The sequence below is a fragment of the Paenibacillus sp. GD4 genome (assembly GCF_030846225.1).
Classification (GTDB): Bacteria; Bacillota; Bacilli; order Paenibacillales; family NBRC-103111; genus Paenibacillus_G; species Paenibacillus_G silviterrae.
On sequence record NZ_JAVCYK010000002.1, the window covers coordinates 1,301,654 to 1,314,075 of the forward strand.

14 protein-coding genes and 1 pseudogene are annotated in these 12,422 nt (G+C 40.9%); 2 read left to right on the top strand and 13 right to left on the bottom strand.

Features of this window, described 5'->3' with window-relative positions; genetic code table 11:
• Positions 1-131: 131 nt before the first annotated feature.
• The 7 genes from RAC89_RS28655 to RAC89_RS28680 form a co-directional block, all read right to left on the bottom strand.
• Positions 132-749 (bottom strand): hypothetical protein, encoded by a 618-nt coding sequence (locus RAC89_RS28655; RefSeq protein ID WP_306617103.1) that lies wholly within the window; start codon positions 747-749, stop codon positions 132-134.
• Between the two features lie 203 nt (positions 750-952).
• Positions 953-1,378, bottom strand: a complete 426-nt coding sequence (locus RAC89_RS28660) for a hypothetical protein (protein ID WP_306617921.1) — start codon at positions 1,376-1,378, stop codon at positions 953-955.
• On the bottom strand, positions 1,299-1,469 hold the full coding sequence (locus RAC89_RS31805; protein WP_373430076.1) for a tyrosine-type recombinase/integrase: 171 nt from the start codon (positions 1,467-1,469) through the stop codon (positions 1,299-1,301). Before RAC89_RS31805 ends, RAC89_RS28660 begins: the two co-directional genes overlap by 80 nt.
• Complete coding sequence (locus RAC89_RS28665; RefSeq protein WP_373430077.1) at positions 1,462-2,142, bottom strand: tyrosine-type recombinase/integrase; 681 nt, start codon at positions 2,140-2,142, stop codon at positions 1,462-1,464. The genes RAC89_RS31805 and RAC89_RS28665 overlap by 8 nt, the downstream gene beginning before the upstream one ends.
• Positions 2,143-2,489: 347 nt before the next feature.
• Complete coding sequence (locus RAC89_RS28670) at positions 2,490-3,392, bottom strand: IS3 family transposase (protein WP_306616152.1); 903 nt, start codon at positions 3,390-3,392, stop codon at positions 2,490-2,492.
• Positions 3,374-3,664: a transposase gene (locus RAC89_RS28675; RefSeq protein WP_218094447.1), complete on the bottom strand. Its 291-nt coding sequence runs from the start codon at positions 3,662-3,664 to the stop codon at positions 3,374-3,376. Before RAC89_RS28675 ends, RAC89_RS28670 begins: the two co-directional genes overlap by 19 nt.
• Before the next feature lie 28 nt (positions 3,665-3,692).
• Complete coding sequence (locus RAC89_RS28680) at positions 3,693-4,010, bottom strand: NUDIX domain-containing protein (protein ID WP_306617104.1); 318 nt, start codon at positions 4,008-4,010, stop codon at positions 3,693-3,695.
• 330 nt (positions 4,011-4,340) lie between these two features.
• Between RAC89_RS28680 and RAC89_RS28685 the strand changes: the two genes are divergently transcribed.
• The gene (locus RAC89_RS28685) at positions 4,341-4,970 is read left to right on the top strand and encodes a cysteine hydrolase family protein (protein WP_306617105.1); all 630 of its coding nucleotides are present in this window, start codon (positions 4,341-4,343) and stop codon (positions 4,968-4,970) included.
• A 192-nt stretch (positions 4,971-5,162) separates the two neighbouring features.
• Here the strand turns inward: RAC89_RS28685 and RAC89_RS31810 are convergent.
• Positions 5,163-5,366, bottom strand: a pseudogene (locus RAC89_RS31810) (GNAT family N-acetyltransferase); the annotation flags it as partial.
• A 1,164-nt stretch (positions 5,367-6,530) separates the two neighbouring features.
• Here RAC89_RS31810 and RAC89_RS28695 point away from each other — a divergent pair.
• Complete coding sequence (locus RAC89_RS28695) at positions 6,531-6,947, top strand: VOC family protein (RefSeq protein ID WP_306617106.1); 417 nt, start codon at positions 6,531-6,533, stop codon at positions 6,945-6,947.
• 79 nt (positions 6,948-7,026) lie between these two features.
• On the opposite strand, the gene RAC89_RS28700 is transcribed toward RAC89_RS28695, so the two are convergent.
• The 5 genes from RAC89_RS28700 to RAC89_RS28720 form a co-directional block, all read right to left on the bottom strand.
• Positions 7,027-7,176: an SRPBCC family protein gene (locus RAC89_RS28700; protein WP_306617923.1), complete on the bottom strand. Its 150-nt coding sequence runs from the start codon at positions 7,174-7,176 to the stop codon at positions 7,027-7,029.
• Between the two features lie 113 nt (positions 7,177-7,289).
• Complete coding sequence (locus tag RAC89_RS28705; protein ID WP_306617107.1) at positions 7,290-8,846, bottom strand: GNAT family N-acetyltransferase; 1,557 nt, start codon at positions 8,844-8,846, stop codon at positions 7,290-7,292.
• 183 nt (positions 8,847-9,029) lie between these two features.
• Positions 9,030-9,479: a GNAT family N-acetyltransferase gene (locus tag RAC89_RS28710; RefSeq protein WP_306617108.1), complete on the bottom strand. Its 450-nt coding sequence runs from the start codon at positions 9,477-9,479 to the stop codon at positions 9,030-9,032.
• A gap of 764 nt (positions 9,480-10,243) precedes the next feature.
• Positions 10,244-10,744, bottom strand: coding sequence for a hypothetical protein (locus RAC89_RS28715; RefSeq protein ID WP_306617109.1), 501 nt, complete (start codon positions 10,742-10,744; stop codon positions 10,244-10,246).
• 153 nt (positions 10,745-10,897) lie between these two features.
• Positions 10,898-11,482: a hypothetical protein gene (locus RAC89_RS28720; RefSeq protein WP_306617110.1), complete on the bottom strand. Its 585-nt coding sequence runs from the start codon at positions 11,480-11,482 to the stop codon at positions 10,898-10,900.
• Positions 11,483-12,422: the final 940 nt, after the last annotated feature.

Below are 12,422 nucleotides of genomic sequence, written 5' to 3' on the forward strand. Positions count from 1 at the left end.
CGTGGAACTTGAAAAAATAAGCTCGAAATCCAGGCAGGACGAGCTTATTTTTTCTTTGATATGCTCTTGTTTACTATTCCATCGATTTCTGGATCCAGCAATCGGTAGTTGAACTAACGTTCGCCGATAACTTAATCAATTGTCAACCAAGGCTCAGTCCTCCAGATAGACTTCCTGGCAACAAAAATTGTGTTTGCATTATTGTTAATGAACATTTCAGTAGGATAATCCTTATATATATGAGACAAAAATTCAGGCAGAATGGCTGCATCAAATCCCCATATGCCTTCTTTATCACTAGATAGTAATCCTTCCCAAGGTCTTCCGTCTGTAACTTCGTTTGTGAAATACACTGCGCTTTCTTTAAATTCCCTTGAGAACTTTTCCATCATTGCCCATACGAGGGGTTTGTGTTCATCTTTAAGTTGTCCCATTGGATTTTCAATTTCTACTGTCAAGAACAGTAAGCTAACTTCTAGCCAAGTGTCTTGAAGTTCTTTGCTTTCCTTAGGAGTCCAGCTCGTCACATATGGACGAATATGAAGGTGGTACCCATTATTATTAAATAATTGTTCTTCCGCGTCACCACCAACCCACAGAATGTGTAAGAGTTCCCATTCCTGATCAGTTGTGAAGTATTTAGAATCAAGTCCCAGAGAGTTTAGCACTTCAGCAAAATGCTTTATAACGTCTTTGAAATTTTCCGGGTTACTCTTGATATAAGTTTGTATTTGAGAATATTCGGACATTAAACCACCTCTTGTCTGGTTACTAGTACCCCATCATTATAATGCTGTTTCCGGGTAATCACTAAGCAATCCTGCCCTTTAGCATAATGGACCCAAGGAGGCAGCCCCCCGATATTTGTCACGTATTAGCGTTTATGGCCAACGGAGGTCATGCTGTGGCTTATGTCCTATCCTCATACCCCCAACGTTCCAATAACCACTTGTTATCTATAATTATCTTTTTCGGTTAATCGGCCCAATTTCATTTTAGCCAGCAGAAGGAGTTCTTTGTGCTCGGAGTATGAAAAATCTCTGTAGATCTCCTGATTCTTCTTATGGAATTGATGGATTAACTCAGTTAGTTCGAAATACGGTATTGACCCTGATTTCCATTCCAAAAAAGATTGGTATAATGGTTCCAGAGCTTCTTCAGTTACCAATTTGTGATACTCGTCGATAATTTCATGCTCTTGCTGTCGTTTTTGTTGTTTAGGCGTCAATTTGCTCCCCAAGCTCTCTGTCTCCTTTTTAATAATTGAACTTTCATCGCTACTCCAAAACAAAATGACGCTAAAAGAACCGACGATAAAGTTCTCTCCGGCGTTCACCACGCAGTTGAGCATATATTTGGGTGGTGGATGCTTTTTCATGTCCTAGCATGCCTTGAATAAAATCTAACGGGGCTCCGTTATCTAGGAGTTGGCACGCGTAGGTATGACGAAAGCGATGGGGGTTATACATTTGCCTCGATCTCTCCGCGATCTGCTAGCCGTTTTAATGCCCACCTGAGTGTTGGAATAGCCATGCGCTTAATTGGTTTTGTATCCGTTACAAATAGGGCTTTGCACGAGTCCTCACGATTAGCTAAGTACTTCTTCAACCATACCTTACACTCAGTGGTGAAGTAAACTTCTCTCTGCTTTGACCCCTTCCCATTTACAATGGCAGAGCAGTTCTCCCAATTCAGATCCTCAATGTTTAACTTCTCGACTTCTCCAATACGACAGCCTGTGCTGTAGAGAAACTCAAGTAGCGCTCTTTCTCTATGTGTTTGACATGAGATCTTCAGATGAATGATATCTTCTTCCACCAAAAACTTAGGAATACGTTTAGCCATTTTGGGCTCACGTAGTTTGAGCGAAGGGTTGGTAGGTAAATAGGTTTCCTCATATGCAAACCGGAATATGGAACGTACAAAACGAATGCGGTGCCCTAAGCTACTTGGTTTCAACCGTTCGGACTGCTTAGCTAGGTATTCTTTTAGCAGATTCAGAGTGATCTCAGAAATATCAATATCCCCGAGATCAGTAACCAGCATCTTGAGCTGCAAAGCATATGCTTTTAATGTATTTGGACTAAACCCTTGAATTCGCTTGTCCGCTTCATAAAGAAGCCAAAGTTCGCTTAACATCATAACCAAAACCTCCTATTAGAGCAATTAGTTCTAGTTTGCTTCTAGTAGGAGGTTTTAGACTACGGATTCAATTATCATATCCAATAAGTTTAATCATCAAAATTCATTAAGTGCCTGAAATCTGCAGGCATTTCGGTCAATAACTGATGTAACGCCTTAGGATACAGCTTTACTTGGTTGATTTCACTCAAACTAATCCACCTAAACGTCAGGTTTACTGTTTCTTCAATACCTTCAAACTCTATGAAATCATATTGCAATTGATCAAGTGACTCGACCTCATAATACATTCTGGAGTTGTCAATAAAAGTGCAGTTTGAAAACACACTCATACAGGCATCCCGTTACTAGGCTGCTTGCGACAGCATTCTTTCGCGATAAATGGATGGCGGCCAGCCCCCCGGATTAGAGGTGTAGATCCGCCGTCTATTGTAGTAGACCATGATGTATCTGAAGATGATCGATTTAATGTAGGCCATCGGATAGTACTCGGTCTTGATCTTGTACAGCTTTTCTTTCTTGAGCGTAGCAAAGAAGCTTTCCATTCGTGCGTTATCATAACAACGCCCCGTGCCGCTCATACTTTGAACGGCGTCACGTTTAGCCAGGCTCTCTCGGAAAGCGCGGCTTGTGAATTGACTGCCGCGATCGCTATGATAAATCATTCCGCGAGCACTTCTTGCCCTGCAGGCGTTCTCGAAAGCTTGGATACATAATTCCTTACGCATGTTGTCGTCCATGGCGATGCCTACAATCTCTCCGTTGAAACAATCCAGTACGGCGGATAGATACAACTTGCCGTCTGAACAAGGAACCTCCGTGATATCTGATAGCCACTTTTGGTTGGGGGCTGAGGCACTGAAATCTCTCTTGATCAGGTTCTCGCTCTTTTGAGCTGCAGCATCCTCGCGTGTAATGCCATTTGGATGACGCTTCACTTTCTTCAGCAGGCCGTGCATCTTCATAATCCGACGGACGGTACTGTAGCTGGTCTTAATATCTATTTGTGACAGCGCCAGCAAAATACGCTGGACACCGTAATTATTGTTGTCTTCATGTTCCCCGATGATTTCTTTAATGTTGACCAGAAGGCGTTCTTGCCGCTCCTGTTTGGGTCTTGGCTTCAAGCTACGATAATAGCCCGATTCGCTGACAGCCAGTACTTCGCACATCTCCTTGACGGTCCAACGGCCACGTCGTTCACGGATGTAAGCATAGAGCTGGCACGCCTTTACCGCTTCCGGTCTAATGCGAAAAAACCGAGTGCGTCCTTGAGAATGTCATTTGCGCGGCGCAACTCGCCTATTTCTCTTTCCAATTCGATTTCACGGGCAGTCTTCTCGGTAGATGGGTAAGCACGTCCGCTTCCGACATGCGCTCCGTCGCCGTGCAGAGTTCTTCGCTTTCTCCAATCCTGCAAGGTGTGGTAGGCTACGCCTAACTGCTCAGCAGCTTTCTTTGGTCCAATCTCGTCGCTCAATCTTACTGCTTCATCTTTGAATACTTTGTCGTACCGTTTCATTGTCTCTCGTCCCCTCGTCATCTTCATTTTATTTCATACGAGGGTGTTTTTCGACTGCATAATTATAGTAGCACTCCATTCCAAATTCGTGAAGTGACTCATTCCCATAGGCATTGAAATTTTCAATAATGGCAAACAGCCGTGAGACTTTGACTCGAAACCCTAACTCCTCCAAAAATTCACGAACGACTACGTTCCCTGTTGGTTCGTTCACTTCGGCTCTTCCCCCAGGTAAGACCCAAGCATCCCCTTTCTTATTTCTCTGGAAGAGAATCTTATCTCCACTACGTAATACGCCTGCGACTCTAAATAAATATTCACCTTGATGGTTCTTAATCGTTATCAATGAATTCTCCCTCATCCATGTATTGTTTAGCAAATCTGCCCGTTAGCTGAGCGAGGCCACGATCGTTTCCGCGGCAGCCTCGTGTGTTGTTATTGAACTCTTGTACCCGTTAGCATACCTTCTGGAAAAGTTTGACACGAATTTCCACAACAAAGGGAACCAAACAAACTACAAATACATATAAATGCCTATAAAGTTTTTAATGACTATGTACTTGTTCGGTGCGGCTGTCTTGTCAATGCTGAACTTTTTTAGAAAAAAACATCTCTATCTTCCCTGAACAGGTTGCAAACATTTCCGCAAGCTTATGCTGCGAGGGAGGTAAGTAATTTGCCGTTTAAACCACATCCCCATAATACTGCTATTGTAATCACAGACCCACAAAATGACTTTATGAGTCCTGGGGGAAGAGGCTATCATCTGACTAAAGGAACTATTGAACGAAACAATACGATACAAAACCTTGAACTATTAATGAGAACTGCTATGAATAAGGGATACCAGCTTTTCATATCGCCCCATTATTTATACCCTCATGATTATAGCTGGAAATTTACAGGAAATGAACAAAAGATGCTATTAGGTCTTAGAATGTATCAAGTGGCAAATGCGTACACATCACCTTCATTTGGAGCTGATTTTGTTCATTCTTTCAAACCTTATATTTTTGATAGAAGAACCGTCATTGCAACTCCTCACAAGGTTGCCAGCCCACAAACAAATGACTTGGAATATCAGTTACGACAACATAAAAAAGAGAAGATAATTATTGCAGGGGTGCTTTCCAACGTTTGTGTAGAGTCCCATATGAGGCATCTAATCGAAACTGGTTTTGAAACAGCTGTTGTATACGATGCCACCGCAACAATTAGTGAAGAGGATTTTCAAGCTGCCGTTACCAATTATAAAGCATTTGCCAGTGCTACTTGGACAACACAGGAGGCTATTGCAAACTTATAAATCAGTATCCCCAATAGTAATTTCCTATTCAACTTGTCCGAACTGTCCCAAAGTGGTTGCTTGGTCATAATAAGTGCTTGGACTTACGGATGAATTTTAGATAGCACAACCCCCTCCAATCTGTTCGGAGGGGTTATTCTTGCTTGGCATAAACATAAAGGAACCATTTACATTCTTCAACTAAACTGCCCGTTAACGTAGTGGGCGAACAGTCGAAGAGGATTCCCCAATTATTACTGCTCCGAACGCTCTATAAAATCCCACCGCGTTGGGATCACTCTTTATTCTAATGTGATTAAAATTATTATCCACCGCTACTTGTATAGCGTGTTTCATTAAGCTTTTCCCGTAACCTGACCCGATTGAATTTGGATCAACAAATAACCAAAACAATTCAACCTCATTGTTGGAGTTTCCCCTTTACTCGTAAAAACCTTTAACGGTGTTCTGATTTTCGATTACAAATACCCAATTACCAAGAATGTTTTCTTCAGTAATAGTTAAATCCTTCTTAGCAAGCAGCATGTATTCCGGGTCATATCCCCAAAATGCCTTTGATCTATAAGCAATATCGCTTAAAATTGTTCCTCTACGGGTCGAGCTGCTCTAATGACCCCTTCCACTTCTGGCTTCCCCCCAACGTGAATTAATCAACGCATTTAAATAAGTCATTCCATCTTCCTGAACCAAAACTCTGCTTGCAGGAATGCTGCCCTCTACTTCAATGAAATTGGGGAGCTTATCAGTAGCGATCTGCTCCCTGGTAATAGCACTATCGTCTCCCGATAGAGCTTAACAAAACCAAGCTTTTATTCGTTGTATAATCTTGACAATAAGTTATATGCTGGATTTACTTCCACGTTTCACACGGAACAAAACACTTTGCTTTCATTGCATCGAGTGTACGGGATTTTTGCTGCGGGCGATTTATATCTCCAATAATGTAATCTGCTTTAAAAACAACCGCTAATACATGCTTCGTTGCATTATAATACACGCCTGTTACGCTCGATAACTTCCTCAGTCGTTAACGGCTTGGAATTCGCTTCGCCTTTTTCGTTAAACATCCGAGTTTTGCAGCCAGCACATCCGCCGCTTCTTGCTTAAAGCCTGTTTTGAAAGTAAAATATAGGGACTGAGTTGAGATCGAATACGCGATCTGCTGTCCCGCCGAATCTTAAATATTGCCGCGGATGGGCGGGATGGATACGCCCTTCGTGATCATACTTGTCTGGGGTTCCTAGAGACTCGGACGACTCTCGACGAACTGTAGATAAATCACCATTAATTTCCAAACCTCATTCAAATTCGCTCGATATCCACCCTTTAATTGTCATATATTCAGACAAATTTCCTTTTTAGAGGGGTTCAATCTTTATCCTTGCACAATAAGAATAAGCAACCTTACGGGAATGGCGGGTATCCGAACTCAATACCGAGTTATTTTCAAAATTTACGCTTCCGAATCCATGAGACCGATGAATTCCCGGATCGGCTGTCGTCTATATAAACGAAGGCATAAATGAACACTAATTAATTTGACGAAGAGGTGTTTTGAAAATGGCATTAACGTCCACATTCACGAGCTTCAACCTGCCTGTAAAAAACGTAGAACAATCGAAAGTGTTCTTCACCGGACTCGGATTCGAGCTCAACCCGCAATTCCCCGAGAACGAGAATTCGGTAGCCATCGTGATCGGCGACAACCTGCAGGTCATGCTGATCAATCAAGCATTCTTTAATACGCTGACAGAGAAGGAATCCGTCGATACGAGCAAGTATGCGCAGATGACGATCGCATTGGCCTTCGAGAGTCGGGAAAAGGTCGATGAAATCGTGAATACCGCGATCTCCTTGGGCGGGAAATTGCACGCTGAACCTGAAGAACATGGGTTCATGTATCATTGGGGCTTCGTGGACTTGGACGGCCATTTGTGGGCCATTAACTACATGAACATGGAAGCGGCACAAGGTTGAGGCTAACGGAGAGCACGCTCGTATTATGGTTCAAAAAGAAAGACGCCGGGCATCTTCCTCGGCGTCTTCTTCGCGATGATTAGTTTTGTTCGGTATAGGCTTTGAAATTGTCCATGATCGCTTGCCAGCCTGCTTGCTGGAAGTCGGCGGGATTGGAGCTTTCCGCGTCGAACGTTTCAAAGACCTTCGTCTCATTCCCTTGATCGACGAAAGCAATATCCACTCTCAAGAAAGCTGCTGGTCATTCTCGCAGCGCACTTGTTCATGTGTAGGTTCCCCGTTACCTTAATAAAGACCTTCGTTTCCACTTGGTCGGTAACCTGGGTGTTGTTGTTAATATCTTTAAACCATTTTCAAATAGTCCGTTTTGAGCATGCCAAAGTAAATTAAATCTTCATACTTTCCGGCCTTGATTATATGCTGCGGAAAAGTACCTTCGTGTTTCATGCCAATCTTGCTCATAACTTTATAGGAAGCTGGGTTTCTTGTCATCGCAGCAGCATAAATTCGATTTAACTCCAATTCCTCGAATCCAAACTGGATAACCCGTCGGGCAGCTTCTGTTGCAAAGCCTTGACCCCAAAATGTCTTACCTACCCAGTAAGCAAGTTCAGCATGGTTGAATTGTTTAGCCAACCTTAAACTTATGCAACCGATGAGCTTACCATTTTCTTTCGAAAGCAAAGCAAAAGAAAAAATATCGCCTTTTTCTGCAGCTTGGCGCGTCCGCTCGATCCACCCTTCAGCTACCCCGTCCGGATAAGGGTGAGGAATGGAAAGAGTTGTACTTGCTACGTCCTGATCCCCAGCTAATACCTGAACGAATTTTGCGTCTGATAATTCAAAAAGTCGGAGCAATAAACGTTTAGTTTCAAATGAAGGATTCAAACCTTGCCCTCCCGTTTCCCTAATGGTTTCACGATATGATAGGGGTTTTTCCAAGTTATTTCGTACTAACGTTCCCAGTAATAAACTCAATACTGAATCAATAACTGCACGTGGTTTATGTACTTGAATAGAATCCTCAACAAGGATCTGTTGGGCTTTCCATGTTAGATTTAAAAACTCCTTTTGCATCTCTTTCCAATCATCACTTTGTTTTCCCGCAGTTACTACTATTAGCGGTAATTCTGATTTCAAAGGAAATGAATTTATTAACTGGTTGGCGCTTTCAAAAATGCAAATAAATTCTAAATAGGCTGCTTTGTACGCATTATTTCGAAGCCCTAGTGCCTTTACTTTTTTTTGAATAATTGGTGGTAGCCTCTTTGCTCCAATATGCAGTTTTAACAAACGAGGTAAACCTATCGGTGATAGTAAATAGCCAAGTCTCAGTCTATTTTGTTGCCGTTGTAGTTCCTCATTTCTTCTTTGATTGAGTGAAGCTCCTACATATCTTTTCTCGTGTGTCGAATCCACTAAGACAATCCCCACAACTTCCTCCGGGTATTCCGAAGCAAACAGCCTCATTATCATCCCGCCATATGAGTGTCCAACAAGAATATAAGGGGGATCTAATTTTACCCGAGTAAGTATGTCCCTGAGATCTTGAACATATGCTTTACATGTTGGCTTTTGGATCGTTTCAGTGCTCCAACCAAATCCTGCTCGGTCATAAGAAAGAACCCTTGTGTATTTAGATAACTCTGGTTGAACTAACGCCCAATCCAAAGCACTTCCGCCCATTCCCGATTCTAATATTATTGTCGGAAGTTTATTTTTTTCAGTTCCAGTTACAATGGTATGAAGACTGCGCGTACCTATTGGAATTAATTCACCCGGTGGCTTATGTTTATGTAATGAGCACTTCGAAACGATTAGTTGAATCAATGTGAGTGGAAACCCAAACAAAGAGATGGTTCCACGAAGAAACCTCTGCGTAACAGGAATTTTGGTCATAAGTCACCTCTCTTTTTCGTTCTATACCAAATGATATAGGAATTAATTATACAAAAAAGAGAAAATCAACCAGCCCCATTTTCCTATTATTGGTTAATCGTTTAATTCGTTAACGCAGCTCCTACAAAAGCCGGCTGCCGCATCCTAATAGTTTATTCAACTATCCTCCGTTACTTCAACAAACTATTGCCTTTTTAGTATTAAACTGATTGGTTCGAATTTAAATTTCTTATAAAATTTCACAGCATCTCCATTCAAATAACTTACTAAGATTCGAATGTTATTTACTCCATTTTCATCAAACCAGCCCATAGACTTATTCATTAGCATATCGCCAATTCCCTGGCTTCTATATTGTTCAAGTAAAAATAAAGAATCCAGTTCCCCTTCATTTTCTTTAGAGATAGTTGAAATCGAATAACCAATATATGTTCCGCTTTGGTCGTCAACGGCTATAAGTATTTGTATTTTTCCATTCTTAGCTTTTTCTTCTAATTGTCCAACTCTTTCTTCAAACTGTTTGTTTGATACCGTGCCATTAGGCAAAGAATTATGGTAATTTCTCAAGCCTTCCCATAATGGTTTTATCAATGATATTTCCGAAATATCTTTCTCTTCTATTGATATTTTCATAATAAATGACCCCCAATTCTATAAACAACAAATGATACATTGATACGCTTCCAACAGAAGGAAAGTTCCGTTATCTAGGTGAACAAGGCTGCCGATTGATTACGCGGAAGCCCCGTGTTGATGTCATTCAACTCGTTCTTCGTTAGAGCTTAACAACCCATTCTTTATCACTTTATACATCGCACAAAAAGAAATAATAGCTAACAATCCGTGAGTGATAATCATGAACATGGGAATAAGCATAGGAAAACTTTCACGGGTAGCATACCACCAATAAATGGGTGGAATCTGCAAAGAAAAGTAAATTAATGAGATTATATTAAAAACATTCTGCATAATAAACTGATGCATTTCGCTATGGTTTTTCGTCCCGTTGTGATAGGCGAGCCAATGAATACAAAGGGATATAAAAGAAAATAGCAACCAAGTGATGATTGAATTATTCATGTGTCTTTGCTCGGGTCCTAAAGAAAGAAAAGGACTGATGTTGTTTAGTAAATAAATAAGAAATAACAAAAAGCTTATAGATGAACTTAACTTAAGGAGTCTTACTGTTGGCTTCTTCCTAGTTAGAAGCATTCTATTCAATCCTTCAGTTAGATTAAGCACAGACTATTACCTCAGTTTTACATAAATTTGACTTAGTTTACCAGTAATCGTTCCACTAATCTCCCGTTACTTCAACGATACTAGGGAGCAGCTGCCGGCGGTCTGCTCCATGGTTATTCCGCTAACGTTCGCCGTTAGTTTTGCCAATGATCCTGTCACTTTAGCGGCTTACTAGGTAGGTTTATTCTTAATTCTTTGCTCACCTGATTTTCATTCCAATTCAAAACCACCGATGCCTGTTTAGTAAATGATTCAAGGTCTTCTTCGTTAGCAAAGGTGTAAGTGAAGTAATATTCAAATATTTCATCTTTATCTAAAGAACCATTTGTAACACCACCATGTCCAGTAGAATGCTTTTGTAAAAAAGGAGTAGGTTCGTTAAATTTAATCTTAATCGATTCAGCAGTTTGATTGCCCTTATTTACTGTTTCAACAGAAACTCGTATCATAATTGGCGTTTCTAATGGATCGGACGGTTTATCGATTTCATTTATCAGTTGTTTATCCCTCACAATATCATAATTAACCGAAGTCCATAAATTTACACCTTCGTTAATCTTTGCTTTAAAATCAGTAATAAAATTATTTTTGTTTCCACTATTACACCCGGTTAACAACAATATAACAACAAAAAATATTAACCCCTTCCTCACCATTGACACCTCCTTAATATTTAACGGTTCAACTGGAAAGAAGTTACTCAATTTCCCAATCCCGCTCCCGTTACTTCAACGACAAGAGGGAGCAGCGCATCGCGGTTATTTGTCCATGTTATTGGCTAATGTTCTCATTAGTTCAACCTATTGCAATCAACGATACAATATCGCTTCCAAATCCAAAGACTTCATTTTTGTTCCAATGGATAGCTCTTCCGCTATCTCCTTCCATCGATGTGGATCAGGTACGGATTTTCCCCCACCCAAGGCCTCAATCCATTGCTGGTGAATTTGGTGCATGGCTTGAATTTGTTTTTCCATTCCTTTGATCTGCAAGGAATCAGAATTGGGTAACAGTACCTTTTTATCTAAGAACTGTGTCATTGTGTACGCGATCACTGCGGGTTCCATTGATAGCTTTTCTGGAGGTTCTCCCAATCGTTGGATTACCAAACTATGTAGATTCCCGAACGAATTGGAAAATGTAAGGGTTCCTTCACGTAGTTTCCGGCCTTCCTCAAGAGATAATATTTCACCCGCGATTAACCGCTTAATCAGTTTTTCGTTATCGTAGGCGGCTGTGAATAAAATCGTTACTTGATTTCTTAACATTGTCTCGTAATTACCTTCGTATCGTGCAACCTCATGCCGGTTAACAATCAATCCCCACGACACAGTTAATAGTACTATAAGTTCTGCTAAAGCGATGAATAACCAAAATTGCCGTTGCCTCAACATTCGCTAATTCCCCCTTTTCTACTACCCATTATTTTTGCGTTTTTATTGCTTGGCTAACGTTTACTGCCATTTTAGCTCAAGAAGGCTGCCGGTTTATCGCGGCAGCCTTGTCACGTTGTATCATTTTCACTATCGTCTTCCGTAACACTTGAACATACTTATTTGTTACTTACCTTCAACATGAAACACACCAATTACGGTTTCACCATCAACGTCATACAGCGGAATATTACAACCACCCGGCGATCTTCTGTTCTGTTTCACAATGGCTTCCTCGGGTGATTTTGGTTGTTCACCGTCTATGTCTTATTTCAGTACATATGCTTTTGTGCCATCCACACCTATAGCACTGATTAATTCAGGTCTCGTTTCTAGAGAAGTAGCATCTGTGATAGAACCGTATGTATGTCCGTTTTTATTTTTAGGATAGTTCATATTCTTCGCGCCATTATGAAAAAGAACCAATTATTGCTTTCCCATCAACATCATACTGAGGGACATCATGACCAGATGCACCGAGATAATCTTTTCTCAGTACATATCCTACATCCATATACGAACCTATATGGGAAATCCCGTTAATTTCGAGGTGATTTACTCCGAAAATTATTAATTAAGCCCATTTGTACTTTCTTATTTATATCCTCAAATCGCTTAACTTTTGCTGCCAGTTCATCTAAAGTCTGATATAGGATTTTATTAGTTCGCCTACCGTCACCTAAATCACCTGACTTTCGATTTGTGAGAGAATATCATCCACTATACCATATATTTCTATATATGTTTGTTATTGTACCACCTGCAGTTAGTGTAGCATTGAATATAGTATCCAACAATAACTATCCATCGAAAAAATGACCGCCGACTTGCACATAAGCAGCCCTCAGCTAGATCAAAAAAGGAGCCTTCCCCGGTCTCTGACGACCGCTTGGAAAGCCCC

Excerpts from the sequence above, each read along its gene's own strand:
- RAC89_RS28655 (WP_306617103.1), bottom strand. The coding sequence starts at position 749 with ATGTCCGAATATTCTCAAATACAAACTTATATCAAGAGTAACCCGGAA.
- RAC89_RS28660 (WP_306617921.1), bottom strand. The coding sequence starts at position 1,378 with ATGAAAAAGCATCCACCACCCAAATATATGCTCAACTGCGTGGTGAAC.
- RAC89_RS31805 (WP_373430076.1), bottom strand. The coding sequence starts at position 1,469 with ATGTATAACCCCCATCGCTTTCGTCATACCTACGCGTGCCAACTCCTA.
- RAC89_RS28665 (WP_373430077.1), bottom strand. The coding sequence starts at position 2,142 with ATGATGTTAAGCGAACTTTGGCTTCTTTATGAAGCGGACAAGCGAATT.
- RAC89_RS28675 (WP_218094447.1), bottom strand. The coding sequence starts at position 3,664 with ATGAAACGGTACGACAAAGTATTCAAAGATGAAGCAGTAAGATTGAGC.
- RAC89_RS28695 (WP_306617106.1), top strand. The coding sequence starts at position 6,531 with ATGGCATTAACGTCCACATTCACGAGCTTCAACCTGCCTGTAAAAAAC.
- RAC89_RS28705 (WP_306617107.1), bottom strand. The coding sequence starts at position 8,846 with ATGACCAAAATTCCTGTTACGCAGAGGTTTCTTCGTGGAACCATCTCT.
- RAC89_RS28710 (WP_306617108.1), bottom strand. The coding sequence starts at position 9,479 with ATGAAAATATCAATAGAAGAGAAAGATATTTCGGAAATATCATTGATA.
- RAC89_RS28715 (WP_306617109.1), bottom strand. The coding sequence starts at position 10,744 with ATGGTGAGGAAGGGGTTAATATTTTTTGTTGTTATATTGTTGTTAACC.
- RAC89_RS28720 (WP_306617110.1), bottom strand. The coding sequence starts at position 11,482 with ATGTTGAGGCAACGGCAATTTTGGTTATTCATCGCTTTAGCAGAACTT.